General features: G+C 66.9%; 26 protein-coding genes and 1 tRNA gene. 16 read left to right on the top strand and 11 right to left on the bottom strand.

Features of this window, described 5'->3' with window-relative positions; translation table 11 throughout:
- Window positions 1-22: 22 nt before the first annotated feature.
- The 3 genes from ABQF13_RS16150 to ABQF13_RS16140 are packed head-to-tail and all read right to left on the bottom strand — an operon-like array spanning window position 23 to window position 3,356.
- Window positions 23-982, bottom strand: a complete 960-nt coding sequence (locus ABQF13_RS16150; protein WP_448393772.1) for a carbohydrate ABC transporter permease — start codon at window positions 980-982, stop codon at window positions 23-25.
- The gene (locus ABQF13_RS16145) at window positions 979-2,325 is read right to left on the bottom strand and encodes an ABC transporter substrate-binding protein (protein ID WP_448393771.1); all 1,347 of its coding nucleotides are present in this window, start codon (window positions 2,323-2,325) and stop codon (window positions 979-981) included. Before ABQF13_RS16145 ends, ABQF13_RS16150 begins: the two co-directional genes overlap by 4 nt.
- A gap of 11 nt (window positions 2,326-2,336) precedes the next feature.
- Window positions 2,337-3,356, bottom strand: a complete 1,020-nt coding sequence (locus ABQF13_RS16140) for a sugar-binding transcriptional regulator (protein WP_448393770.1) — start codon at window positions 3,354-3,356, stop codon at window positions 2,337-2,339.
- A 100-nt stretch (window positions 3,357-3,456) separates the two neighbouring features.
- Between ABQF13_RS16140 and ABQF13_RS16135 the strand changes: the two genes are divergently transcribed.
- The 11 genes from ABQF13_RS16135 (at window position 3,457) to ABQF13_RS16085 (ending at window position 13,875) form a co-directional block, all read left to right on the top strand.
- Entirely contained in the window at window positions 3,457-4,458 is a 1,002-nt protein-coding gene (locus tag ABQF13_RS16135; RefSeq protein WP_448393837.1) for an NAD(P)-dependent alcohol dehydrogenase, read from the top strand.
- The gene (locus ABQF13_RS16130; RefSeq protein ID WP_448393769.1) at window positions 4,455-5,876 is read left to right on the top strand and encodes a mannitol dehydrogenase family protein; all 1,422 of its coding nucleotides are present in this window, start codon (window positions 4,455-4,457) and stop codon (window positions 5,874-5,876) included. Before ABQF13_RS16135 ends, ABQF13_RS16130 begins: the two co-directional genes overlap by 4 nt.
- Window positions 5,873-6,826, top strand: coding sequence for a carbohydrate kinase family protein (locus ABQF13_RS16125; RefSeq protein ID WP_448393768.1), 954 nt, complete (start codon window positions 5,873-5,875; stop codon window positions 6,824-6,826). Before ABQF13_RS16130 ends, ABQF13_RS16125 begins: the two co-directional genes overlap by 4 nt.
- Window positions 6,826-7,749 carry a non-homologous end joining protein Ku gene (ku, locus tag ABQF13_RS16120; protein ID WP_448393767.1) on the top strand — a complete coding sequence of 308 codons (924 nt, stop codon included), beginning with the start codon at window positions 6,826-6,828 and terminating at the stop codon, window positions 7,747-7,749. The genes ABQF13_RS16125 and ku overlap by 1 nt, the downstream gene beginning before the upstream one ends.
- Before the next feature lie 221 nt (window positions 7,750-7,970).
- Window positions 7,971-8,762 carry an SDR family oxidoreductase gene (locus ABQF13_RS16115; RefSeq protein ID WP_448393766.1) on the top strand — a complete coding sequence of 264 codons (792 nt, stop codon included), beginning with the start codon at window positions 7,971-7,973 and terminating at the stop codon, window positions 8,760-8,762.
- Window positions 8,763-8,772: 10 nt separating this feature from the next.
- The gene (locus ABQF13_RS16110) at window positions 8,773-9,849 is read left to right on the top strand and encodes an NAD(P)H-dependent amine dehydrogenase family protein (RefSeq protein ID WP_448393765.1); all 1,077 of its coding nucleotides are present in this window, start codon (window positions 8,773-8,775) and stop codon (window positions 9,847-9,849) included.
- Between the two features lie 30 nt (window positions 9,850-9,879).
- A complete protein-coding gene (locus ABQF13_RS16105) occupies window positions 9,880-10,140 on the top strand; it encodes a hypothetical protein (protein WP_448393764.1) in 261 nt (86 codons plus the stop codon).
- A 79-nt stretch (window positions 10,141-10,219) separates the two neighbouring features.
- Window positions 10,220-10,411, top strand: coding sequence for a hypothetical protein (locus ABQF13_RS16100; protein ID WP_448393763.1), 192 nt, complete (start codon window positions 10,220-10,222; stop codon window positions 10,409-10,411).
- A gap of 75 nt (window positions 10,412-10,486) precedes the next feature.
- Window positions 10,487-11,713, top strand: coding sequence for an Nramp family divalent metal transporter (locus ABQF13_RS16095; RefSeq protein ID WP_448393762.1), 1,227 nt, complete (start codon window positions 10,487-10,489; stop codon window positions 11,711-11,713).
- On the top strand, window positions 11,714-12,787 hold the full coding sequence (locus tag ABQF13_RS16090) for a poly-gamma-glutamate hydrolase family protein (protein ID WP_448393761.1): 1,074 nt from the start codon (window positions 11,714-11,716) through the stop codon (window positions 12,785-12,787).
- Entirely contained in the window at window positions 12,787-13,875 is a 1,089-nt protein-coding gene (locus ABQF13_RS16085; RefSeq protein ID WP_448393760.1) for a serine hydrolase domain-containing protein, read from the top strand. Before ABQF13_RS16090 ends, ABQF13_RS16085 begins: the two co-directional genes overlap by 1 nt.
- On the opposite strand, the gene ABQF13_RS16080 is transcribed toward ABQF13_RS16085, so the two are convergent.
- On the bottom strand, window positions 13,872-14,972 hold the full coding sequence (locus ABQF13_RS16080; protein WP_448393759.1) for a glutamate--cysteine ligase 2: 1,101 nt from the start codon (window positions 14,970-14,972) through the stop codon (window positions 13,872-13,874). The genes ABQF13_RS16085 and ABQF13_RS16080 overlap by 4 nt on opposite strands.
- A 169-nt stretch (window positions 14,973-15,141) precedes the next feature.
- Here ABQF13_RS16080 and ABQF13_RS16075 point away from each other — a divergent pair, with 169 nt between their 5' ends.
- Both ABQF13_RS16075 and ABQF13_RS16070 read left to right on the top strand, forming a co-directional pair.
- Complete coding sequence (locus tag ABQF13_RS16075; RefSeq protein ID WP_448393758.1) at window positions 15,142-15,963, top strand: TIGR03621 family F420-dependent LLM class oxidoreductase; 822 nt, start codon at window positions 15,142-15,144, stop codon at window positions 15,961-15,963.
- Window positions 15,964-15,991: 28 nt separating this feature from the next.
- Window positions 15,992-16,064: transfer RNA gene (locus ABQF13_RS16070), tRNA-Arg, on the top strand.
- A gap of 5 nt (window positions 16,065-16,069) precedes the next feature.
- On the opposite strand, the gene ABQF13_RS16065 is transcribed toward ABQF13_RS16070, so the two are convergent.
- On the bottom strand, window positions 16,070-16,759 hold the full coding sequence (locus ABQF13_RS16065) for a GAF and ANTAR domain-containing protein (protein WP_448393757.1): 690 nt from the start codon (window positions 16,757-16,759) through the stop codon (window positions 16,070-16,072).
- Between the two features lie 349 nt (window positions 16,760-17,108).
- On the opposite strand from ABQF13_RS16065, the gene ABQF13_RS16060 reads away from it, so the two are divergent.
- Window positions 17,109-17,558 carry an Hsp20/alpha crystallin family protein gene (locus ABQF13_RS16060; protein ID WP_448393756.1) on the top strand — a complete coding sequence of 150 codons (450 nt, stop codon included), beginning with the start codon at window positions 17,109-17,111 and terminating at the stop codon, window positions 17,556-17,558.
- On the opposite strand, the gene ABQF13_RS16055 is transcribed toward ABQF13_RS16060, so the two are convergent.
- The gene (locus ABQF13_RS16055; protein ID WP_448393755.1) at window positions 17,555-18,163 is read right to left on the bottom strand and encodes a GNAT family N-acetyltransferase; all 609 of its coding nucleotides are present in this window, start codon (window positions 18,161-18,163) and stop codon (window positions 17,555-17,557) included. The two genes, ABQF13_RS16060 and ABQF13_RS16055, sit on opposite strands and share 4 nt — an antisense overlap.
- Window positions 18,160-18,597, bottom strand: coding sequence for a hypothetical protein (locus ABQF13_RS16050; protein ID WP_448393754.1), 438 nt, complete (start codon window positions 18,595-18,597; stop codon window positions 18,160-18,162). The genes ABQF13_RS16055 and ABQF13_RS16050 overlap by 4 nt, the downstream gene beginning before the upstream one ends.
- A gap of 78 nt (window positions 18,598-18,675) precedes the next feature.
- Between ABQF13_RS16050 and ABQF13_RS16045 the strand changes: the two genes are divergently transcribed.
- Window positions 18,676-19,122 carry a cupin domain-containing protein gene (locus tag ABQF13_RS16045; RefSeq protein ID WP_448393753.1) on the top strand — a complete coding sequence of 149 codons (447 nt, stop codon included), beginning with the start codon at window positions 18,676-18,678 and terminating at the stop codon, window positions 19,120-19,122.
- A 6-nt stretch (window positions 19,123-19,128) separates the two neighbouring features.
- Here ABQF13_RS16045 and ABQF13_RS16040 read toward each other — a convergent pair whose 3' ends face one another.
- Window positions 19,129-19,494, bottom strand: coding sequence for an Hsp15 family ribosome-associated heat shock protein (locus tag ABQF13_RS16040; RefSeq protein WP_448393752.1), 366 nt, complete (start codon window positions 19,492-19,494; stop codon window positions 19,129-19,131).
- A 119-nt stretch (window positions 19,495-19,613) separates the two neighbouring features.
- On the opposite strand from ABQF13_RS16040, the gene ABQF13_RS16035 reads away from it, so the two are divergent.
- Window positions 19,614-20,270, top strand: a complete 657-nt coding sequence (locus tag ABQF13_RS16035) for an SDR family oxidoreductase (protein WP_448393751.1) — start codon at window positions 19,614-19,616, stop codon at window positions 20,268-20,270.
- Here the strand turns inward: ABQF13_RS16035 and ABQF13_RS16030 are convergent.
- The 3 genes from ABQF13_RS16030 to ABQF13_RS16020 all read right to left on the bottom strand — a co-directional run bounded on the left by ABQF13_RS16030 (window position 20,267) and on the right by ABQF13_RS16020 (window position 23,556).
- The gene (locus ABQF13_RS16030; protein WP_448393750.1) at window positions 20,267-21,040 is read right to left on the bottom strand and encodes a VOC family protein; all 774 of its coding nucleotides are present in this window, start codon (window positions 21,038-21,040) and stop codon (window positions 20,267-20,269) included. The genes ABQF13_RS16035 and ABQF13_RS16030 overlap by 4 nt on opposite strands.
- Before the next feature lie 173 nt (window positions 21,041-21,213).
- Complete coding sequence (locus ABQF13_RS16025; RefSeq protein WP_448393749.1) at window positions 21,214-22,110, bottom strand: amidohydrolase family protein; 897 nt, start codon at window positions 22,108-22,110, stop codon at window positions 21,214-21,216.
- A gap of 9 nt (window positions 22,111-22,119) precedes the next feature.
- Window positions 22,120-23,556 carry an aldehyde dehydrogenase family protein gene (locus ABQF13_RS16020; RefSeq protein ID WP_448393748.1) on the bottom strand — a complete coding sequence of 479 codons (1,437 nt, stop codon included), beginning with the start codon at window positions 23,554-23,556 and terminating at the stop codon, window positions 22,120-22,122.
- Window positions 23,557-23,558 lie beyond the last annotated feature (2 nt).

Here is a 23,558-nt window from a genome sequence, read left to right as displayed (position 1 = left end):
CTCTTCGCGCGAGCGCTCATCGCTAGGCCGCCTCTTCCTTACCGGTGAACGTCTTGAAGATCATTCGCAGCGCGAACGTGGCGACGATGATGGTGAACACCACCACGACGACGCCCATCGCCGCAGCCTGGCCGATGTCGAAGCCCAGGAACGCGCGTTGGTAGATGTAGAACGGCAGGTTGGCGCTGGCCGTGCCCGGACCGCCCTGGGTCATCATGTAGATCTGGTCGAAGGTGTTGACCAGATAGATTGCGCCGAGCACCGCGCCCAGTTCGATGAACCGGCGCAGGTGCGGAAGTGTCAGCTCACGGAAGAGTTGAAACGAGTTCGCCCCGTCGACGCGTCCGGCCTCCAGGATGTCGCGCGGCATCGACTGAAGACCGGCGAGGATCAGCAGCATCATGAACGGCGTCCACTGCCAGACCAGCGCCAGGATCACCGAACTCAGCGGGAACCTGCTGACCCAGTCGATGCCCTCGATGCCGAACGGGGACAACAACCAGTTCACGATGCCGAAGACCGGGTCGAGCATCGCCGTCTTCCACATCAACGCGCCGGCGACGGGGGTAACCAGAAACGGCGTGATCAACAGGGTTCGGACCACGCCGCGGCCCAGGAACGCCCGGTCGAGCAGCAGCGCCAGGATCAACCCCAGCACCACCGAGATCAGCACCGTGGCCACGATGATCACCACCGTGTTGATTGCCGCCTGCCAGAACACGCTGTCGCGCACCACGTCGACGTAGTTCTGCAGTCCGACGAACCGACGTGAGCCGGGCCGCACCAGGTTCCACGACAGGGTGGAGTAGTACAGCGTGAACAGGAACGGGATCTGGGTGACGATGATCGTGAAGATCAGCGCCGGAAGCAGCGGCCCGCGCCTGCGCCAGCCTTCGGCCCGGCTGACCTTGGGGTCCTGTTTCGTTTTGATGCGCGCGACGTGCTCGGAGTCGGTATGGGGTTCCCGCTCAAGCGTTGTCATGGCTTCTCCTGATAGGTGCGGCCGACGACCTCGGCGTATTCCTGGGACTGTTTGAGCGCATCCTCGACCGACTTCTGACCGGCGATGGCGGCGCTGATCTGCTGGCTGACCCTGGTTCCGAGGTCCTGGAACTCCGGGATGGCCAGGAACTGAACTCCGGTGTAGGGCACCGGATCCACGGTGGGTTTCTGCGGGTTGGCTTTCTCGATCGATTCGAGCGTCACCTCACCGAAGGCCTCCGACACCGCCTGGTACTGCGGGAGCTGATAGGTCGACAGCCGGTTGCCGGGCGGCACCCGGGCCCAGCCGAGTTCCTCACCGACGAGCTTGATGTAGTTCTTGTCGGTCATCCACGCGATGAACTTCCACGCGTCTTCTTTCTTGTCGCTGGAGGTGGGGATGCCCAGCGACCAGGCGTACAACCAGCCGGGGTAGGGCTTTTCTGCCATCGGCGCCAACGCGTAGCCGACCTTGCCCACCACGTTGGACTCTTTGGGGTCTTCGAGCACCGACACCGCCGACGTGGCGTCGTACCACATGGCGGCGCGACCTTGAGCGAACTGTGTTGCGCACTCGCCGAATCCGGCTGTCGCCGCGCCCGGCTCACCGTGACTGCGCACCAGGTCGACATAGAAGTTCACGGCATCGCTGACTTCGGGGCTGTCCAGCTGGGCGTTCCATTCCATGTCGTACCAGCGTCCGCCGAACGTGTTGATCACCGTGTCCAGCGGTGCGAGCACCTCCCCCCAACCGGGCTTGCCGCGCAGGCAGATGCCGACCATGTCGGGCCCGTCGAGTTCGGCGGCGGCATCGGCGACCTGCTGCCAGGTCGGGTTGTGCGGCATATCGATACCGGCCTGCTCGAACAGGTCCTTGCGGTACATCAGAAACGACGACTCACCGTAGAACGGCACCGAGTACATGTCGCCCTCGTAGGACAGCGACTCCCGCAGCGACGGGATGAAGTCGTCCTGATCGTAACCAGGGGTGTCGGCGATGTAGTCGGAAAGGTTGGTCAGCCAACCGTTCTCGGCCCACTGCGGGGTTTCGTAGTTGCTGATCATCACGACGTCGAACTCGCCGCCGCCCATGGCCGTCGACGCGGTGATCTTGGCGCGGGCCTGGTTCTCCGACAACGTGACGAACCGCAACTGGATATCGGGGTTGGCGGCTTCGAAGTGCCGCGACAGCGACCGGGCGTCGGTCATCTGCGAATTGGAGATCATCGCGATCGTGACGGTACGATCGGTGGCACCGAGGGTTCCCGCCCCTGCGCAACCGGCCGTCAGCGTCAAGCCAGCCGCGGCCGCACACGCCGCCCATCTGCGTAACGCCCTTACCATTGCCCCACCTTTCACTGTGCCAATAACCAACGTGCACAATCGATGTCACAGACCAGCAATCTGGCCAGCTGGCCACGCAACGCGCCGAGGGTGGCGTGGTACTTCGTGACGCCACTGGAGATCAGGATCGTCTTCCGGCAACGCCGGACGTCGGACAACGGAACCGATACCGCGCGATGCTGCAGCTCGGTGTCAACCGGTACCCCGTCGGCGTCGAAGAACCGGCCGCCGATCTCGCCGACCGCGCCGAGCGACACGAGTTCGTCGAGCATGCGGGTGTCCAGGAAGCTGCCTTCGAACAAGGTGGTGGCGGTCGACACCGCGCCCACCCCGAACAGCATGGCGTCGGCGTGCCTTCCGGCTTCCAACGTCCGGGAGATGAGCGAATCGCTGCGCATGGACGCCACGGTCGACGGGTCGGCGTACAACGGCGCGGGTAGTCGGATTGCGTTGGCGCGCAACGCGTCCGCACATCTGGTGAGGATGAACTCGGCACCAGTCTGGTATGCCGCCGTCGACGTCGCGCCGTTGAGTTGCACGACCGCCCGGCACCGGGCCGTACCGGGTGTCAACGCAGTGGCCACCGCGACCTGTTCGGGGCCCCACGTGAGCCCGAGCACGTCGTCGGGCGCCAACCGCCGCGCCAGGAGCGCCGCCGCCGCTCGGCCGACGCTGGCGAAGGCGGCCGGCCGACCGGGGGCGCCGACGTCGACGCCGTGGCCGGTGACCACCGCCTCGGTCAGGTCGAAGCGCCGCTCGAGTTCGCGTTCGGCGTCGGCGTGCAGGTCGTCGCGCATACCCGGGGGAACGGCCACCTCGATGCGCACCAGACCGTGCGCCTTCGCCCGGGCGATCAACCGTCCGGCGGTCGGGCGCGAGACCCCGAGGCGGGCGGCGACCTCGGCCTGCGTCAGCCCGTCGAGGTAGTAGAGCGTGGCGGCGCGCAGGGCGAGCCGGAGATCCTCGGCGCCGGGCGTGCGGTGTGACACAGACTTGCCCGCGGTGACCTCGGGCGACGTCGATGCGGGCACAAACCCTCCCTGGTATGAGCATCTGCTCAAGGGTGCGAGTAGATGCTCAGGAGGTTAGCATGGGAGTGTGACGCACACAACACTTTCGCCGGATACCCGAATGCGGGCCGCGGTTCTGGTCGAACCCGGCCGCATCGTCGTCGAGAACCGGCCGGTGCCCAAGCCCGAACCCGGGGACGTGCTGGTCCGCGTCTCATCGGTGGGGGTCTGCGGCTCCGACACGCACTACTACCGACACGGCCGCATCGGCGACTTCGTGATGGAGGCGCCGCTGGTGCTCGGCCATGAAGCGGCGGGCACGATCGTCGCGGTCGGCGAGTCGGTGGACCCGTCGCGCATCGGGCAGCGGGTGTCGATCGAGCCGCAGCGACCCGATCCCGACACCGAGGAAACCCGCCGCGGCGACTACAACCTGTGCCCGCATATGCGGTTCTATGCGACGCCTCCGGTCGACGGCGCACTGTGCGACTACGTGACCATCGGCGCCGAGTTCGCGCACCCGGTGCCCGACGCGGTGTCTGATGACGCGGCCGCGCTGTGCGAACCGCTGTCCGTCGGCATCGCCGCGATCCGCAAGGCCGGCGTAGACGCCCGATCCCGGGTGCTGATCACGGGCGCCGGGCCGATCGGCATCGTGGTGGCCCAACTCGCCAGGGCCTACGGCGCCACCGAGATCGTCGTCAGCGATCCCGATCCGGCGCGGCGCGACCAGGCCGCCCGCTTCGGCGCGACGAAGGTGCTCGACCCGACCGTCGAGCAGGTGGGTCCAGAACCGGTGGACGCGTTCATCGACGCCTCGGGCGCGCAGTCAGCGGTGGTCGACGGCATCCGCGCGGTGCGGCCGGCGGGCCGGGTGGTGCTGGTGGGCCTGGGGGCCGAATCGATGGAGCTGCCGGTCCAGGTGATCCAGAACCGTGAACTGGTGCTGACGGGGGTGTTCCGGTACGCCAACACGTGGCCGACGGCGATCGCGCTCGTCGAGTCGGGCAAGGTGGATCTCGACTCGATGGTGACCGCGCATTTCCCGCTGGAGCAGACGGCGCAGGCCCTGGACTCCGACCGCACGCCCGGTACCGTGAAGTCGGTGGTGACGCTCTCATGAAGCTGAACAACTCGACGTTGGCCACGCTTTCGGTCGACAAGCCAAGCTATGCCCGTGACGAAATCGGCATCGGCATCGTGCATTTCGGCGTCGGCGGCTTTCACCGTGCACATCAGGCTGCCTATGTCGACCGGCTGATGGAGATGGGCCTGGCCAAGGACTGGGGCATCTGCGGGGTCGGCGTCATGCCGGCCGATCAAAAAATGGCCGAGGTGATGGCCGACCAGGACGGCCTCTACACCCTGTTGCTGGAGAAGCCCGACGGCACCCGCGCAGCACGGGTCATCGGTTCCATCGTCGACTACCGCTATGCCCCCGACGATCCCGAAGCCGTGATCGAACTGCTCGCGGCGCCGAGCACCCGGATCATCTCGCTGACGATCACCGAAGGCGGTTACGACATCGATCACGCCGGCGGTGAGGTGAACGTCTTCGGCCTTGTCGCCGACGCGTTGGGCCGTAGGCGCGAGCGCGGCATCGACTCCCCCACGATCGTGTCCTGCGACAACATCGAGGGCAACGGTGACGTGGCGCGCGAGGCGTTCACTACCTATGCCGAGCGGAATCAGCCCGGCCTAGGTGAATGGATCGGCGCCCACACCCGGTTTCCGAACTCGATGGTCGACCGCATCACCCCGGCCACCACACCGGCGGTGATCGACGTGGTGGCACAGGAATTCGGCGTCGAGGACCGCTGGCCGGTGGTGGCCGAACCGTTCACGTCGTGGGTGCTCGAAGACGACTTCAACGCCGGGCGGCCGCCGTTCGAGGAGGTCGACGTGCTGTTGGTCGACGACGTCACACCGTATGAGCTGATGAAGCTTCGTCTGCTCAACGCCAGCCACCAAAGCATCTGCTACTTCGGTTACTTGGCGGGTTACCGATTGGTCGACGACGCGGCGAGCGATCCGCTGTTCGCCCGATTCCTGCTGGAGTACATGGATTCGGAGGCCACGCCGACGCTGCGCCCGGTGCCGGGCATCGACCTGCCGGACTACAAGCACACGCTCATCGAGCGGTTCGCCAACCCGGGCATCAAGGACACGATCGCCCGGTTGTGCTACGCCTCCTCGGACCGCATCCCGAAGTGGCTGCTGCCCGTGGTGCGGGAGAACCTCAAGACCGGCGCACCGGTCCGGCTGTCGGCGGCGACGGTGGCCAGTTGGGCACGCTACGCCGAAGGTGTCGACGAGCAGGGCGAGCCGATCGACGTGCAGGACCAGCTCGCCGACGTGCTGGTGCCGCTTGCGCAATCGCAGCGGCAGCACCCGACCGCGTTCATCGAAAACACCGCCGTGTTCGGCGATCTGGCCAGCGCACCGCGGTTTGTCGAGGCGTATCTGTGGGCACTCGACTCACTGCACCGTGACGGAGCGCGCGCGACGCTGGAGAAGCTGATGGAAAAGGACACGCCATGACCGTGCCGGGCAGCCCGCAGCGGGCCCTGGTGATCGGCGAGGCGTTGATCGACATCGTCGAGCGCGACGGGCGCATCACCGGCGAATACGTCGGCGGCAGCCCGCTGAACGTGGCGGTGGGCCTGGCCCGCCTGGGCCGCGACGTCGACTTCCTCACCCACATCGGCGACGACGAACGCGGCCGCCGCATCGCCGACCATGTCAAACAACTTGGGGTGCAGTTGGTTTCGAACAGTACGACCGCGGCGCGGACACCGACGGCGCGGGCCAGTCTCGACGCCAGCGGGTCAGCGCAGTACGTGTTCGACATCGAGTGGCAGCTCAGCGGAACTCCCGAAGTCGCGCCGCCACTTGTCGCGCACACCGGATCGATCGCCGCGGTGCTCGAACCGGGGTGCCGGGCCACCGCGGCGCTGCTCGACACCTACCATCCGGCGGCCACCGTGACCTTCGATCCGAACGTGCGCCCGGCGCTGATCGACGACGCCGACGCCGCACGTGGCCGCATCGACCGCCTCGTCGAGCGCGCCGACGTGGTCAAGGCCAGCGACGAGGACATGCGCTGGATCGATCCGACCCGCACGCCTGAGCAGATCGCGCAGACCTGGCTGGGGCTGGGGCCGTCGATCGTCGCGGTGACGATGGGTGACCGGGGTGCGTTCGCGCTGTGCGCGGCCGGCGCCGTGCAGGTGCCCGCGCTGCAGGTCGAGGTAGTGGATACCGTCGGCGCGGGCGATGCGTTCATGTCGGGTCTGATCGACGCGTTGTGGTCGCTGGGGCTGCTGGGCGCGCAGCGCCGACGCGCCCTGGCCTCCATCTCCACCGAGACATTGACCGGGGTAGTGCAGACCGCCGCGCTGTCGTCGGCGCTGACGGTTGCCCGCGCCGGCGCCGACCTGCCCGATCGCGTTACCCGCGATACCGCCCTCCAATCGGCCATACTGGGCTGATGCGTTCCATCTGGAAGGGCTCCATCGCCTTCGGCCTGGTGAACGTCCCGGTCAAGGTGTACAGCGCGACTGAGGACCACGACGTCAAGTTCCGTCAGGTCCACGCCAAGGACAACGGCCGTATCCGCTACAAGCGGGTCTGCGAGGTGTGCGGAGAGGTCGTCGAGTACCGCGACATTGCCAGGGCCTACGAATCAGACGACGGCGAGACGGTGATCATCACCGACGAGGACATCGCGACGCTGCCCGAGGAGCGCAGCCGCGAGATTGACGTGATGGAGTTCGTTCCGGCGAGCGACATCGACCCGATGATGTACGACAAGAGCTACTTCCTAGAGCCCGAGGGCAAGTCGACGAAATCCTATGTGCTGCTGACCAAGACGCTCAAGGAGACCGACCGGGTCGCGATCGTGCATTTCGCGTTGCGCAACAAGACGCGGCTGGCGGCGCTGCGGGTGCAGGACTTCTCCAAACGCGACGTGATGGTCATCCAGACGCTGCTGTGGCCCGATGAGATCCGCGACCCCGACTTCCCGGTTCTCGACAAGGAAGTCGACATCAAACCTGCCGAGTTGAAGATGGCCGGCCAGGTGGTCGACTCGATGACCGACGACTTCAACCCAGACCGCTATCACGACGACTACCAGGAACAGCTGCGCGAGCTGATCCAGGCGAAACTCGAAGGCGGCGAAGCGTTTACCACCGAGGAGCAGCCGCAGGAACTCGACGAGACCGAGGACGTCTCCGATCTGCTGGCCAAGCTGGAAGCCAGCGTCAAAGCCCGCCGCGGAGGCAATTCCGACGGCTCGGCCAAGAAGGCCCCTGCGAAGAAGGCTGCCAAGAAAGCGCCTGCCAAGAAGTCGACGGCAAAGAAGTCGACGGCAAAGAAGTCGACCGCAAAGAAGTCCGCGTCCAAGAAGTAGCCGGTCCGCCCCTTCCTTGTGCGCGGGCTTTGCGCGCCGGTTCTGGACAGCGGTCATGATCCGAGCGCGAATGTACTGCCCTCGCGCAGATATCGCGGGCACTTGCTCGCGCGCACTTGCCGCGGACCCAAGCCGGGCTCGAATTAGAACGTGTTTCAGAATCGCCGCCCTTCGGCGTGCGCACCTTGTTACGGTCGCTCGGTGAAGGAAGGTAGGCCAACGTGATTCTTGATAGGTTTCGGCTCGACAACCACGTCGCCGTGGTGACCGGAGCGGGCCGCGGTCTCGGCGCCGCGATGGCGCTCGCATTCGCGGAAGCCGGTGCAGACGTGGTGATCGCGGCCCGCACCCAAGCCCAACTGGACGAAGTCGCCGAGCAGATCAAGGCGGTTGGGCGCAGCGCACACGTCGTCGTCGCCGACCTCGCCCACCCCGAAGAGACCGCCAAGCTGGCGGACCAGGCCGTCGAAGCGTTCGGCAAACTAGACACCGTCGTCAACAACGTCGGCGGCACCATGCCCAACGCGCTGCTGAGCACCTCCACCAAGGACATGCGCGACGCGTTCACGTTCAACGTCACCACGGCGCACGCGCTCACCACCGCGGCTGCGCCACTGATGCTCGAGCACTCCGGCGGCGGCAGCATCATCAACATCACCTCGACGATGGGCCGCGTCGCGGGCCGGGGGTTCGCCGCCTACGGCACGGCCAAGGCCGCGCTGTCCCACTACACCCGGTTGGCCGCGCTGGACCTGTGCCCGCGGATCCGCGTCAACGCGATCGCACCCGGCTCCATCCTGACTTCCGCGCTCGACATCGTGGCTTCCAACGACGAACTGCGCAGGCCGATGGAAGAGGCCACGCCGATGCGCCGACTCGGCCAACCCGAGGACATCGCCGCCGCCGCGGTCTATCTCGCCTCGCCGGCGGGCAGCTATCTGACCGGCAAGACGCTGGAGGTCGACGGCGGCCTCACGTTCCCCAACCTCGACATGCCCATCCCCGATCTGTGAGGAACCCGCGATGACTATCAAAGTGGCCGCCATCGGCACCGGCAATGTCGGACGACACGCGCTGCGCCAGCTCATCACCGACCCGCGCTTCGAACTCACCGGTGTGTGGGTGTCGAGCGAATCCAAGGCCGGCAAGGACGCCGCCGAGCTTGCCGGGCTCGGGGAATCGACGGGTATCACGGCCACCCCCGACTTCGCCGCCGTGCTGGCGACCGGCCCACAATGCGCGGTCTACACCGCGATGGCCGACAACCGCCTGCCCGAAGCGCTCGAGGACTATCGCCGCATCCTGGCAGCAGGCATCGACGTCGTCGGCAGCAGCGCGGTGTTCCTGCAATATCCGTGGCAGGTACTTCCCGACGAGATGATAAAACCGATCGAAGACGCTGCCGAAAAGGGATCTTCGACCATATTTGTCAATGGCATCGACCCCGGATTCGCCAACGATCTGCTGCCGCTCGCCCTCGCGGGCACCTGCCAGCGCATCGAGCAGATCCGCTGCATGGAGATCATCAACTACGACACTTACGACAGCGCGACGGTGATGTTCGACGTGATGGGCTTCGGCAAGCCACTCGACGAGACCCCGATGCTATTGCAGCCCGGTGTGCTGAGCCTGGCGTGGGGGTCGGTGGTCCGCCAGCTCGCCGCCGGTCTGGGCATCGAACTCGACGAGGTAACCGAGACCTACATACGCGAACCGGCGCCCGAGGCCTTCGACATCGCGGCCGGCCACATCGAGCAGGGCACCGCGGCGGCCCTGCGGTTCGAGGTGCGGGGGATGAAGGACGGAAAGATCGCCACCGTGCTTGAACACGTCACGCGGCTGCGCGACGACCTGTGTCCGGACTGGCCACAGCCGGCGCAGGAAGGCGGGTCATACCGGGTCGAAGTCACCGGTGAACCGACCTACACCCTCGACCTCTGCCAAAGCAGCCCCAACGGGGATCACAACCACGCCGGTCTGGTCGCCACGGCGGCTCGTGTGGTCAATGCGATCCCCGCGGTGGTGGGCGCTTCGCCCGGGATCAGAACCACGCTCGACTTACCCCTCATCACCGGAAAAGGGTTGTACGCTCGCAGCTAGACCGGGAATTCCAAACGTAAGGACGTGCCTATGCGGACCACATTTCGTTATCTCACGCCAGTTTTCGCTGCAGGTGGGCTCGCGGCAGCAATCCTGTTAGCCCCCGCCGCCGCGGCCCAGGGCGGCGAGGAGGATCTGCTGCCCAAGTGCGTCGACACCGGCGGCGCCGCAGCACTCGGCGGCTCCGACACGGAGTGCGCGACCCCCGGCAACGTCTCGATCGACGCCACCCCCGCCGAGGTCGGCCCGTGGGGCGACATGTGGGGCGGCGAAGGCTTCTTCTTCCCCTAAACGCCAGCGGGATCCGCGGCCGAAGGAGGCCAATATGCGGTCCAAAAGTCGCTGTGCTGCAATTCTTTTCATAAGCGCAGTGGTAATCGCTTCCGGAATCACGGCGCCGACCACTGCGGCCGCACCGCAGTGCACCGATGTCGGCCCCAACACCACCCAATGCCAAACCAACGGCAGCGCCCAAATCGTCACGTCGCCATCGGTGTTCGCCGAGAACTGGGGTTGGCCGTACGGCGGGTTCGTCATCGGCCTTGGCGGCTTCCGATGGTGACCTGCCGATGACTGGACACTAGGTTTCGGCTAGCCTAACTTTTCTATTCGACAGACCGGATAGAAAGGTGGGTTGGTGGCAGGCGACCAAAAAGTACGGCTGCGGCCGAGTTGGGTACTGCTCGGGCCCGCGTTTGTCGCCGCGATCGCCTACGTCGACCCGGGCAACGTCGCGGCCAACGTCAGCGCAGGTGCGCAGTTCGGCTTCCTGCTGGTGTGGGTCATCGTCGCGGCCAACGCCATGGCCTGCCTGGTGCAGTACCTGTCAGCCAAGCTGGGTCTGGTCACCGGGCTGTCGCTGCCGGAGGCGGTGGGCGGCCAGATGCGGCGCCGCACCCGACTGGGATATTGGTTGCAGGCCGAATTGGTCGCTATGGCAACCGATCTCGCCGAGGTGGTGGGTGGGGCGATCGCGCTGTACCTGCTATTCGATCTGCCGCTGCTCACCGGCGGGGTGATCACCGGGCTCGTCTCGCTGCTGCTGCTGCTGGTGAAGGACCGGCGCGGCCAGCAGATGTTCGAACGCGTCATCACCGGACTGCTACTGGTCATCGCGGTCGGATTCCTCACCAGCCTGTTCGTCGCGCCACCGCCGGCCGGTGAGGTGGCAGGCGGGCTCGTGCCGAAATTTGCGGGCGCGGAGAGCATCCTGCTCGCCGCGGCGATGCTCGGCGCCACCGTGATGCCGCACGCGGTTTACCTGCACTCCGGGCTGGCCCGCGACCGCCACGGCCATCCCGAGCCGGGGCCGATGCGACGCATGCTGCTGCGGGCGACGCGCTGGGACGTCGGTATCGCGATGGTGGTGGCGGGCGCGGTGAACCTTTCGATGCTGCTGGTGGCGGCGACCAACCTGAAGGGTCACGAGAACACCGACTCCATCGAGGGCGCGCACGCCGCGGTCCAGAACACGCTGGGCACGACGGTCGCCCTGTTGTTCGCGATCGGCCTGCTGGCATCGGGCCTGGCGTCGACGTCGGTGGGCGCCTACGCCGGCGCGATGATCATGCAGGGTCTGCTGCACCGCACCATCCCGCTGCTGCTGCGCCGCCTGATCACGCTGACACCCGCGTTGATCATCCTGGCCATCGGGCTCGACCCGAGTCGCGCGCTGGTGTTGTCGCAGGTGGTGTTGTCGTTCGGCATACCCTTTGCGTTGATTCCGTTGATACGGCTCACCGCCGATCGCCGTCTGATGGGCGACGACGTCAACCACCGCGTCACCACGGCGCTGGGTTGGATCGTCGCCGCACTGATTACCCTGCTGAACGTGGTGTTGATCTACCTGACCGTCGCGGGCTGAATGTTTCGGGGCGAGCACACCTACTTCGCGTACGGATCCAACTTGTGCGTGCAGCAGATGGCGCTGCGCTGCCCCGGCGCGGTCGACCCGCGCCCGGCGCTGCTGGCTGATCACGACTGGCTGATCAACGAACGCGGCGTCGCCACCGTCGAACCGTTCGACGGATCTGCGGTGCACGGGGTGCTGTGGCGGCTCACCGATCACGACCTGGCCACGCTGGACAGCGCCGAAGGCGTTCCGGTGCGGTATCGCCGCGACCGGCTCACCGTGCACACCGCCGACGGACCAACCGAAGCGTGGGTCTACATCGACCATCGCGTCGAACCCGGTCCGCCGCGTCCCGGTTACCTGGAACGCATCATCGACGGTGCGCTGCACCACGGCCTGCCGCAGCGTTGGGTCACGTTCCTCCAGCGGTGGGATCCGGCGGGCTGGCCGCGTACCGCCGAGGCAGCCGATACCCCGGCACCACAATCGCTTTCGGAGCTGCTGGCCGCGCCCGGTGTGCTCGAGTACAGCACGCTGAGGTCCCGGTTCGGCTTTCTAGCGATCCACGGCGGCGGTCTGGAGCAGATGACCGATGTCATCGCCGAGCGAGCCGCCGACGCCGCCGATGCGTCGCTGTACGTGCTTCGCCACCCCGACCACTACCCGCACCACCTGCCGTCGGCGCGCTATCACGCGCGGGAATCCGAGCGGCTCGCGGAATTCCTGTCCCACGTCGACGTCGCGGTCTCGCTGCACGGGTACGGCCGCGTCGGCCGCAGCACGCAACTGCTGGCCGGCGGCCGCAACCGCGCACTCGCCGAACACCTCGCCCGCCACGTCGCGATACCCGGCTACCGGATCGTCACCGACCTCGACGCGATACCGCGTGAGCTGCGCGGGCTGCACCCGGACAACCCCATCAACCGGGTGCGCGGCGGCGGCGCGCAGCTGGAACTCTCGCCGCGGGTGCGCGGGATCAGTCCCCGCAGCCAACTGCCCGGCGACGACGGCCTGAGCCCGGCGACATCGGCGCTGGTGCAGGGCCTGGTCGCGACCGCGCACTCCTGGCATCTACAGTCGGCCTAGTGCGCATCGCTGTTCTCGCAACACTTCTGCTGCTCGGCCTGAGCGCCGCACCCGCCTCCGCCCAACCCGTCGCCGTCGGCGACGTCTTGGCGCGCGTCGTCGCCGACGACCACCTCGCCGGCGGCATCGCCGTCGTCCGCGACGGCGGCGAGCTAACCCGCTTCTCAGCAGGCTATTCCGACGTCGACACCAAGGCCGGGTTCGCCCCCAACACCCATATCCGTGCCGCGAGCATCACGAAAACGTTTGTGGCGGCGACAATCCTGCAACTCGTGGCCGAAGGCAGGATCGACCTCGACGCACCCATCGAGACCTACCTGCCCGGCCGGATCCGCGGCGAAGGCATCGACGCCAGTGCGATCACCGTGCGCCAATTACTCCGCCACCAGAGCGGTCTGCCCGAGTACTTCGACAAAGACACCCCACCGCCGACGGAGCCCAAGAGCCCTGACGAACTGCTCGACATGGCGCTCGCAGAGCCGGCGCAGTTTCCGCCCGGCACCCAGATGAAGTACACCAATACCAACTACGTCATCGCCGGCATGTTGATCGAGAAGGTGACGGGACGCCCGGCCGCCGACGAAATCACCTGGCGCATCATCGTTCCGCTCGGCCTCTTCGAGACCTACTTTCCCGCGCCCGGCGACACCGGTCTGCGGGTTCCGTTCGCGCACGGTTACGAACTGGTGGACGGGAGCCGCCGCGACCTCACCGCGTTCCAGGCGTCGGCGGCGGGGATGGCCGGGGGTTTGATCTCCACCAATGAGGACACCTCGGCATTCATCACCGCGCTGCTGGATGGCCGGGTCGTGCCGCGGGCACAACTGGACGAGATGATGGATGTGGTCGCGATGTCCGACAGTGACGGCGTGTTCGACTACGGTCTCGGGCTGATGAAGGCCAACCTGCCGTGTGGCGTCACCGCGTGGGGGCACGGTGGCGATATCTTCGGCTACCACAGCTTTATGGCGAAAACCTTTGACGGCCCGGCTGTTTCGCTGACATTGACGCAGGCGCCCAACGCGTCCTCGCCGGAGACCGATCCGCGCGCGCAGGTGATGTCCGCAGTGTTCTGCCCCTCGACCTAACAGCCCGACGCGGTGGCCGCGGCGGCCTCCGCGACGACGTCGGCGACGGCGTGGCGGCGCTGCCACGCGTGTCGTTGTCGCATGGCCCCGTTGCCCTCGTCGGTGACACGCGCGAGTTCCTCGGTGACGGCGTCGTAGTCGCCGACGGCGTCCAGCGCGGGGCGAACGTAGTCGACGAGCCGATCCAGCAGCACCCGCGCCGGCACGCTGTGGTGGCCCTCCAGCAGGTCGACCGCCTCCCCGTCCAGGCCGTCGCGGGCGGATTTCCAGTACGCGGCCTTCAGCGCGTGCGGGGTAAGCGGCGGCACGGGTTGGCCCTGGCGCTCCTCGTCGAGCGCGGTCATCACCGTCGCCCTGACCAACATGGCCAGCAGCACCGTCTCGCCCACGGTGGCCGGCACGTCGGCGACGCGCACCTCGATGGTCGGGAACGTGGCCGACGGGCGGACGTCCCAATAGACCATGCCGTCGTCGAGCACCGCGCCGGCGTTGCGCAGCATCGCGACCACGGCGTCGTACTCGTCGACCGAGTCGAAGTGCGGCGGCGGGCCGGCGCTGGGCCAGCGCGCCCACAGCACGCTGCGCCAGCTGGCATAGCCCGTGTCGGCGTTGCGGTACACCGCCGAGTTGGCGGTCAGCGCAAGCAGGGCCGGCAGCCACGGGCGCAGCCGGTTGCTGACCCGGATCGCGGCCTCCCGGCTGGGTACTCCGACGTGCACGTGGCATCCGCAGATGCCCTGCTCGTGGGCTATCATGCCGAACCTCTTCCCGATCTCCCGGTAGCGCGGGGTATCGGTGATCGGAAACCGGTGCGGCACCGCGGGCGGCAGCCCGACGGCGAGCAGTTGCGCGCCGCTGGCCTCGGCGGCGTCGGCGGCCGCGCGACGCAACCCCAGCAGCTGGTCGCGCAATTCGTGGCTGGCGCCGAAGACGTCGCTGGTGGTTTCGATCTGGCAGCTGGTGAGCTCGAGTTGCAGCTTGACGCCCCGCTCGGCGGCGTGGCGTGCGGTCGCGTCGTTGACGGCGACCGGTTCGCCGGATGACGGGTCGGCGAGCAGGAATTCCTCTTCGACGCCGATCGTGGGATGGGTGGCCATAGTTTCTGAAGTATTGATCCGGCCCGTCGGATAGTTCGACGACGGGCCGGATCCGGGGGCGAAAGTCCTTCGGTGTGGGGCTCCGGGAGTCGGAGGCGGCGGCAGTGGTATTGCCCCGCACTGACGGCCGCCAAACCTTCTCTGCCCGCCTGGCGAATACCATCTGGTGATGGCCAAGGATTTCCGGTTCGGCGTTGGGCTACAGGCCGCGCGTCGCCGACGGTCGGTGCAGGACTTCGCCCGGCGTGTCGAGGACATGGGCTACGACGTGCTGCACATGGCCGATCACCTCTACACCACCGCGCCGTTTCCGATGCTGACCGCGATCGCGGTGGCCACCGAGCGGCTTCGGGTCGGCACGTTCGTGCTCAACGCCGGCTTCTACCGGCCCGCGCTGCTGGCCCGTGACGTCACCTCGCTGCGGGACCTGTCCGACGGGCGCTTCGAGCTCGGCCTGGGCGCCGGGTACGTCAAGGAGGAGTTCGAGCAGGCCGAGCTGCCGTTCCCGACGCCCGGGCAGCGGGTCGCCTGGCTGAGCCATGTGACCGAGCACTTCACCGCGCACGTGCCCGATGTGCCGATCCTCATCGCCGGCAACGGCGACAAACTGCTGACCCTCGCCGCGCAGCGGGCCGACATCATCGGGCTGACCGGCGGCGCACCCGTCGGCCCAAATTTCGACCCACTCGCCGACCGCGTCGCCTTCGTCCGCGACGCCGCCGGCGAGCGCTTCGGGCGCCTGGAGCTCAACCTCGCCGTCACCGCGATGCCGACCGACGACTCGGGCCGGCCGGATATGGCGATCACGCGCCAGTTCCTGCCCGGGTTGTCCGACGATGAGCTACTGCGCACCCCTGCGGTGCTGTCGGGGTCGACGAAGGAGATCGCGGACACCATCCGCGGCTATCGTGAGACCTACGGCGTCACTTACATCACGGTGCAACAGCGTCATGCCGAGGTGTTCGCGAAGGTGATCGCCGAGTTGCGCTGACGGCTTTCGGTAAGCTCCGTGCGGTCGCGCCCCCGTAGCTCAGGGGATAGAGCACGGCTCTCCTAAAGCCGGTGTCGCAGGTTCGAATCCTGCCGGGGGCACAGAATCAGGTGTTGCGCGTGTCGATGACGCCCTGGGCAACGTCGACCAACCGGGTGTTGCTGTCCTGAGAAATCTGTTTGAGCATCTCGAACGCCCGCACATCGTCGACGCCGTAGCGCTCCATGATGATGCCCTTGGCCTGGCCAATGCGGTCTCTGGTGGACAGCGCCGATACGAGTTGCTCGCCGTGCCTGCTGGCCAGGATCGCCGCCGCAGCGTGTGCGGCGAGGATCGACCCAACCGTTTCGTCCTCGGCACCGAAGGCGTTGGGCCTGAAACTGAACAGGTTGAGCGCACCGGCTGTGCGGTCGGCGGTGTACAACTTGACCGACAATCCGCTGAGCACTCCCAGTTCGACACACGCCGGCGCGTACTTGGGCCAGCGGTCCTCCTCCCGAAAGTCGTCGGTGCGCACGATGACCTCGTCGACCGCGGCCTGCAGACACGGCCCTTCGTTGTAAGTCATCTGAAGCTCGTCGAGCTTGTGCGGCATGTCGGTGAGGCCAGCCAGTGACTCGTATCTGCCGCCCTTGCCGACCAGGAGTACGCCGGCCGTGTCGACACCCGGTATCAGCTCGCCTGCCGTCGTGGTGACGTCGGACAGGACCTCCTCGACGGTGCGCGGAGCCGCGGAGGCACGCGCCAGTTCGGCCATCCGTTGCGCCAGGCTATGTGGGTTCGTGAGGTCAGCCATCTCCAAGGTCTTCCCGCTGTCGCTATCCAATACACGAACGTTTGCCTTTTCCCAGGTCCGGGCATTGTTTCTAGAGGCGAGCGTAGTGGTCGACCACTAGGCTTGCTGAGGTCTCGTCGGTTCAGAACACAGCCGACGGGGCCGCCCGCGGATACCGCCCAATTCTTCGCAATCGCGCCCTCGCCCCGCGCGACCACACACCCCGCCCGCGATACCGACGCGAACTTGTGCCGAAAATGCCTTCCATCTGGCTAGCACTCTCGCCATAAGAGTGCTAATCTCGCAGGTGCACAGTGATTTAGCTGCCCGCCAGGGTGGCGGGCCTGAAGGTACAAGGAGGTGGATTGCTGTGCTTCGCTTTGATCCGTTCAGTGACCTTGATGCCTTGACCCGGGGCCTGCTGACAAGCCAGACCGGATCAAGCCGCACCCCTCGGTTCATGCCGATGGACCTCTGCAAGATCGACGACCACTACCTGCTGACCGCCGACCTACCCGGCGTCGACCCCGGATCCGTGGACGTCAACGTCGACAACGGCACCCTGACGATCTCGGCGCACCGCACCGCACGCTCGGAAGAGTCGGCCCAGTGGCTGGCCAACGAGAGGTTCTTCGGCACCTACCGCAGGCAGCTATCGCTCGGCGAAGGCGTTGACGCGTCGGCGATTTCGGCGACCTACGAAAACGGCGTGCTGTCCGTGACCATTCCGCTCGCCGAACGCGCCAAGCCACGCAAGATCGAGGTTGCCCACGGCGGGGGCCAGAAGTCGATCGAACCGACGACCGTCGAATCCGACTAGCCGCCACGGAAACCGTTGCGGTCCAACCTGAACCTCAGGTTGGACCGCACTGCCGGCCACTCGATGTCCAGGATCGAGTACACCACCGTGTCGCGCCTCGACCCGTCGGGCAACAGTTGGTGGCTGCGTAGCACGCCGTCGAGCTTGGCGCCTAGCCGCTCGATGGCCGCACGGCTGGTGACATTGAAGTAGTGGGTGCGGAATTCCACTGCGACACAGCCAAGCCGGTCGAAGGCGTGGCTCAGCATCAGCAACTTGGTTTCGGAGTTGACGCCGCTGCGCCGCGCCGGCTCGACGTACCAGGTGTTGCCGATCTCCAGCCGCCGGTTGGGTGCGTCGACGCACATGTAGCTCGAGGACCCGACCAACATGCCGTCGAGGCGGCGCACCACTAATGTCAGCCCCTGGTCGGGGCTTTGCACCGCCAACCGGTTGCCCACCCACTGCTGTACGGCCTCCGGCGCCGGTGCCGCCGTGAACCACAGCCGGCCCAGCTCCCCGTCGGCCACTGCTGCGGCGATCTCCGGGATGTGTTCGTGGCTAAGCGGTTCCAGCCGCACCCAACGCTCGCCGGTCAGCGTCACCGGCGCGACAAAGCCGGTCATGCCGCCCGGTCAGCCGTCGACCAGGCGGCCATCATCGCCCACACCGACAAGATCACCGCGACGACGGCGACTGCGCCGGCGAGAAACAGTCCGTAGCCCGCGGAAATCGGTGGATACACGTAGAGCCGGTAATACCAGACCGTCATCACCACCACGAGGACCGAAATCGCCAACGCCGCCGACGAAGCCAGCCGACCCGACAACCCACGCCCCGCCATCGCGCCCGCCACGATCAGCGTCGCCCCCAACAACACGATCAACTGCCCCACCCCGAACCCGGGCGGCGGCGCCGGCAACTCGCCCACGGTGACACCGCCGATCGCATTCGCCCGACCGCCGCCGTCAGCCGACGTGGTCAGCCACGGCAGCCAGGCGCTGACGACCAAGACCGCTGCGCACAGCGCCACCAACCAACCGGGGCGCACGCGGGACATGGCCTGAGCCTATCGGGTGTGCCGCGTGGCCCCGATCTTTAAGGTGGAGTGTCCGACACCGAAAGCGCGGGTGCTGAAATGACCGAACTTCCCGACTGGGCGCGTCGTCTAGACCTGTCCCCTCATCCCGAGGGTGGTTGGTTTCGGGAGACCTGGCGCAGTGAGTTGACCATGCCGCAGTCCGCACTGCCCCCCGACTACACCGGCCCGCGCAGCGCCGGAACGGCGATCCTGTTTCTGCTGATGCCGGGTCAGCAATCCGCGTGGCACACCGTGCGCAGCTCAGAGCTGTGGCTCTACCATTCCGGCAGCCCGCTGCTTCTTGAAGTCGGCCGCGAACAAGCCGGGGCCACAACACATCTGCTCGGTGCCGATATCTCGGCCGGCGAACACCCCCAGCACGTGGTACCGCCCGGGTACTGGCAGCGTGCCAGGCCTCGCGACGATGAACCGTCTCTGGTCAGTTGTGTGGTGGTACCCGGATTCGACTTCGCCGACTTCGAGTTGGCCGCGCCCACCGACTGAAGCGATCTACCGTCGGCTTCCGCGCAGCTTCTCCAACATCCGACGGTCCCGCTTGGTCGGCCGCCCGGCGCCGCGCTCGCGGGCTGCAACGGGAACCGACTGCGCGATAGGGGGTTTGGAGGTTCGGTCCAGGAAGCACGTTGCCGCATCCGCCGCACCGACCCGTTTGTGGATGACGCGCACCACCTCGACGACGCGGGTGGCCTCACCGATACGGGCGCGCACCTCGTCGCCCGGCGACACCATGGTGGCCGGTTTGGCGGGCCGGCCGTTGACCCGCACCCGCCCGCCCCGACACGCGCCGGCGGCATCCGGTCGGGTCTTGGCCAGGCGGACGGACCACAGCCACCTGTCCACACGCGCCGACTCCACCCGGCCATTCTGCCCAACCAGTCAACCTTATTGTGACCTTATCTTGCCCTTATTTTTCTTAGGAATTCGTGTACGGTGTTGGGAAGCTCACCGACAGCGGCCACAGTGAGGAGCCCGCCATGCATGACACACCTGCACGGATTGTTCTGGTCACCGGTGGTTCCAGCGGCACCGGCGCACAGATCGCGCAGCAACTCGCCGACGCCGACACGCACGTCGTCGTGCACTACCGCACGGCGGCCGAGCGTGCCCAATCCGTCGCGGACGCCATCACCAGGGCGGGTGGGCGCGCCTCCACGCTGCGCGCCGACATCTGCGAACCGGCCGACTGCGCTGCGATGGTCGACACCGTCGCGGCCCGCTTCGGACGGTTGGACGCCCTGATCCTCAACGCCTCGGTTCACCTCGAGCCGGGCGCGCAGCCCCGTTCGGCGATGCGCCTCAACCGGGACGCTCAGCGCTGTCTCGCGCGGAGGGCCATGCCGCTGATACCGGCGGGCGGGCGCATCGTCTTCGTCACCGACCATCGGGGTCACTTCTATCCCTACAAGGCGGTCCCGAAAGGCCACACGGCCCTCGCCGCGAGCAAGTGGGCCGGTGAAGCCACGCTCTATGCGATGCGTTCGGAATTCCACCGCGCCGGAGTGCATTTCACGGTCGTCTCCGGTGACACCGTCGACGGTTCCTACGCCGGGGCGGTCGTTGACGCGGTCAACACCGCGCGCCCGACCGGGATGGTGTATGTCGGCGGGCCCGAGCACCGCATGACGGCCTAGGTCAGCGACGACAGGTTGAAGCCGGCGCCGGTCGGGTCAGCGACCGCGGCCAGCCGTCCGTACGGGGTGTCTTCGGCAGCGCGGATCACGCTGCCGCCGTTGTCGACGATCAGCTGCACGGTCTTGTCGACGTCGTCGGCGCCGAGGAAGAAGTTCCAGTTGGAGGGTTGGCCCTCGGGTAGGAAACTGGTCGCGTCCATCAGCCCCAGCAGCGCCTCGCCGTCGAAGCTGGCTGTGCTGTACCGGAATTCGTCGGTATCCGACACCGTCTCGATCTGCCAGCCGAACGCCTCGCGGTAGAACGCCTGCGCCGTCGCATAGTCGCGGCCGCTCCACTGGAAGTACACCGGCGCGCCGTGCTCGTTGACCACCCCGAAGCCGCGGTGCCCGGCCGGCTGCCACAACCCGAACATCGCGCCGGCGGGATCGCTCAGCATGGCCATCCAGCCCTTGTCCTTGATCTCCATCACGGGTGCGCCGCAGGTGAATGCGCCGACGGCCAACGCCTGGTCGAGGGTGGCCTGGGCATCGACGGTGTGGAAGTAGACGCTCCACCCGTCGGGGGCGTTCCACTGCGGGTGGTTGTGCATCAGCCCCGCGACCGGCTTGCCGGCTAAGGATGCCGTGACGTAGCCACCGTATTCCGGGCCTGCCGACTCGAACGTCCAGCCGAACACCTCGCCGTAGAACTGCTTCGAGCGTTCGAGGTCGGAGCTGGCGAGGTCGATCCAGGTCGGGGCGCCCACCGGGGCGGAAGTGCGAACGGGCACGATGGTCTCCTTCGTAATGGTGTGGGTCGGTCACCATGCAGACCGCGCTCGGCAGGAAAACTCATCGCCCCTCTTCGGCGAGCAGACAGAGAATGTTGTTACCGAGCGGCGTTTCGCACGTTTCTGCGTCTGCTCGCGCTCGAAAGGGGCTCGCGCTCGAAAGGGGCTCGCGCTCAAGAACTCAGCCCGAGAACCCGCAGCGCGTTCTCCTTGTAGACCAGCGGCACCACAGCCGGGTCGAGGTCGAGCGCCTCGAAGTCGCGTCGCCACCGGTCCAGGCCGATGTAGGGGAAATCGGTTCCGAACAACGCCTTGGTGCGCAGCTGCCTGCCCAGGGCCTGCACGAGCTGGGGCGGAAAATATTTCGGGCTCCAGCCGGACAGGTCGAGGTAGACGTTGGCCTTGTGGGCGGCGATCGCGATCTGCGCGTCCACCCACGGCACTGCGGGATGGGCCATCACGATCCTCAACTCCGGGAAATCGGCGGCGACGTCGTCGAGCAGCATCGGATCCGAGTACCGCAGCTTCACCCGGCCACCACCCGGCAGCCCCGAGCCCATGCCGGTCTGCCCGGTGTGGAACAGGGCGGGCACGCCGGCCTCGGTGATCGCCTCGTAGATCGGATAGAAGCGACGGTCGTTGGGCTCGAAGGCCTGCATGCTCGGGTGGAACTTGAAGCCCTTGACGCCATAGTCGCCGACGAGCTCGCGCACCCGGTGCACCGCCGCCCGCCCTTGCCACGGATCCACGCTGCCGAACGGGATGAGCACATCGCTGTTGCGTACCGCACCGGCGACGAGGTCCGCGATCGAGTTGGGCACATGGCGCATCGCGGTGCGCGCGTCGATCGTGAACACCACCGCGGCGGTGTTGTGCTGCCGGTACAGCGCGGCAATGCCGTCCACGCTCGACAGCTGACCGGGCGACCGCTTGAAGTACTTCTCGGTCGCCTCGATCAACTCGTCGGTGTAGGCCTTGTGGCCGTGGCCGTCGACCTCGACGTGCGTGTGGATGTCGATCGCGGCGATGCCGGCGAAATCGAGCCCGTACTCGTACTTTTCGCTCACCATTGACGCTGACTACCCGGCGGCGGCCTCCGGCGCGTAACCGATCGCCGACTTGGTCTCCAGGTATTCGTCGAAGCCGAAGTGACCCCATTCGCGGCCGTTACCGCTGCGCTTGTACCCGCCGAACGGTGCAGTCATGTCGAAACCGTGGTTGATCGCGACCGAGCCGGCACGGATCCGGCGCGCCACCGACCGGGCCTGCTCCAGATCGGCACCGGAGACGTATCCGGCCAGCCCGTACTCGGTGTCGTTGGCGATCTCGAGCGCCTCGTCGAGATCGTCGTAGCCGATGATGCACAACACCGGCCCGAAGATCTCCTCGCGGGCGATGGTCATGTCGTTGCGCACGTTGGCGAACACCGTCGGCTTGACGTAGTAGCCGGTATCCAGACCATCGGGACGACCCGGACCGCCGATCACCAGCGTCGCGCCTTCGTCGATGCCCTTTTGCAGCAGGCCCTGGATCTTGTCGAACTGCGCCTTGGACGCCACCGGGCCCAACGCGCGGGGTTCGTCAGGGTCGCCGACCTTCACCGTGGCGGCGGTTTCCTTGGCCACGGCGATGGCCTCGTCCATCCGCGAGTTCGGCACCAGCATGCGCGACGGGGCATTGCAGCTCTGGCCGCTGTTGACCATCATCACCGTCGTCCCCGCGGCCACGCTCTTGGCGAAGTCGTCGTCGTCGAGCACGATGTTGGGGCTCTTGCCGCCGAGTTCCTGCGTCACCCGCTTCACCGTGGCGGCCGCGTTGCGTGCGACGTCGACGCCGGCGCGGGTGGACCCGGTGAAGGACACCATGTCGATGTCAGGGTGGCTGGACAGTGCCGCGCCGACGCCGGGGCCGTCACCGTAGACGAGGTTGTACACGCCGGCGGGAACGCCTGCGGCGTCGACGATCTCGGTGAAGATCTGCGCGGAGTACGGTGCTACCTCTGACGGCTTGAGCACCATGGTGCAGCCCGTGGCCAGCGCCGGAAACACCTTGCAGGCGATCTGGTTGATGGGCCAGTTCCACGGCGTGATCAGACCGCAGACACCGATCGGTTCCCGGACCACCAGCGTGGATCCGAGCTGTTCTTCGAACGCGAAGTTCTTCAGCACGTCGATGGCCGTCGCCATATGGCCCATTCCCAGCGCCACCTGCGGGCCCGCTGCAAGGGATGCGGGGGCGCCCATCTCCTCGCTGACCGCGGCGGCCAGGTCATCGGAGCGCTTCTGGTACTCGGCCATGATCGCCTGCAGCAGGTCGAGTCGTTCTTCGCGGCTGGACTGTGACCAGGTGGCGAACGCCTTGCGGGCCGCCTGCACGGCCACGTCGACGTCGACGGCGGAACCGATCGAGATCCGGCCGGAGACTTCTTCTGTCGTCGGGTTGTCCACGTCGAGGGTGTTGGGCCGGACCGGGTCGACCCACTTTCCGTCGATGTAAAACTTCAGATACTCACGCATGG

It is taken from the genome of Mycolicibacterium sp. XJ879, assembly GCF_053483935.1.
The sequence above is the reverse complement of the archived record's forward strand: the minus strand, read 5'-3'. Positions and strand labels throughout refer to the sequence as shown.

Coding starts and splice junctions, on each gene's coding strand:
- ABQF13_RS16025 (WP_448393749.1), bottom strand. CDS start 22,110: ATGGTGAGCGAAAAGTACGAGTACGGGCTCGATTTCGCCGGCATCGCC.
- ABQF13_RS16050 (WP_448393754.1), bottom strand. CDS start 18,597: ATGTCCCGCGTGCGCCCCGGTTGGTTGGTGGCGCTGTGCGCAGCGGTC.
- ABQF13_RS16090 (WP_448393761.1), top strand. CDS start 11,714: ATGTTTCGGGGCGAGCACACCTACTTCGCGTACGGATCCAACTTGTGC.
- ABQF13_RS16055 (WP_448393755.1), bottom strand. CDS start 18,163: ATGACCGGCTTTGTCGCGCCGGTGACGCTGACCGGCGAGCGTTGGGTG.
- ABQF13_RS16075 (WP_448393758.1), top strand. CDS start 15,142: ATGGCCAAGGATTTCCGGTTCGGCGTTGGGCTACAGGCCGCGCGTCGC.
- ABQF13_RS16135 (WP_448393837.1), top strand. CDS start 3,457: ATGCGGGCCGCGGTTCTGGTCGAACCCGGCCGCATCGTCGTCGAGAAC.
- ABQF13_RS16065 (WP_448393757.1), bottom strand. CDS start 16,759: ATGGCTGACCTCACGAACCCACATAGCCTGGCGCAACGGATGGCCGAA.
- ABQF13_RS16045 (WP_448393753.1), top strand. CDS start 18,676: ATGACCGAACTTCCCGACTGGGCGCGTCGTCTAGACCTGTCCCCTCAT.
- ku (WP_448393767.1), top strand. CDS start 6,826: ATGCGTTCCATCTGGAAGGGCTCCATCGCCTTCGGCCTGGTGAACGTC.
- ABQF13_RS16125 (WP_448393768.1), top strand. CDS start 5,873: ATGACCGTGCCGGGCAGCCCGCAGCGGGCCCTGGTGATCGGCGAGGCG.
- ABQF13_RS16020 (WP_448393748.1), bottom strand. CDS start 23,556: ATGCGTGAGTATCTGAAGTTTTACATCGACGGAAAGTGGGTCGACCCG.
- ABQF13_RS16080 (WP_448393759.1), bottom strand. CDS start 14,972: ATGGCCACCCATCCCACGATCGGCGTCGAAGAGGAATTCCTGCTCGCC.
- ABQF13_RS16130 (WP_448393769.1), top strand. CDS start 4,455: ATGAAGCTGAACAACTCGACGTTGGCCACGCTTTCGGTCGACAAGCCA.
- ABQF13_RS16145 (WP_448393771.1), bottom strand. CDS start 2,325: ATGGTAAGGGCGTTACGCAGATGGGCGGCGTGTGCGGCCGCGGCTGGC.
- ABQF13_RS16105 (WP_448393764.1), top strand. CDS start 9,880: ATGCGGACCACATTTCGTTATCTCACGCCAGTTTTCGCTGCAGGTGGG.
- ABQF13_RS16150 (WP_448393772.1), bottom strand. CDS start 982: ATGACAACGCTTGAGCGGGAACCCCATACCGACTCCGAGCACGTCGCG.
- ABQF13_RS16110 (WP_448393765.1), top strand. CDS start 8,773: ATGACTATCAAAGTGGCCGCCATCGGCACCGGCAATGTCGGACGACAC.
- ABQF13_RS16035 (WP_448393751.1), top strand. CDS start 19,614: ATGCATGACACACCTGCACGGATTGTTCTGGTCACCGGTGGTTCCAGC.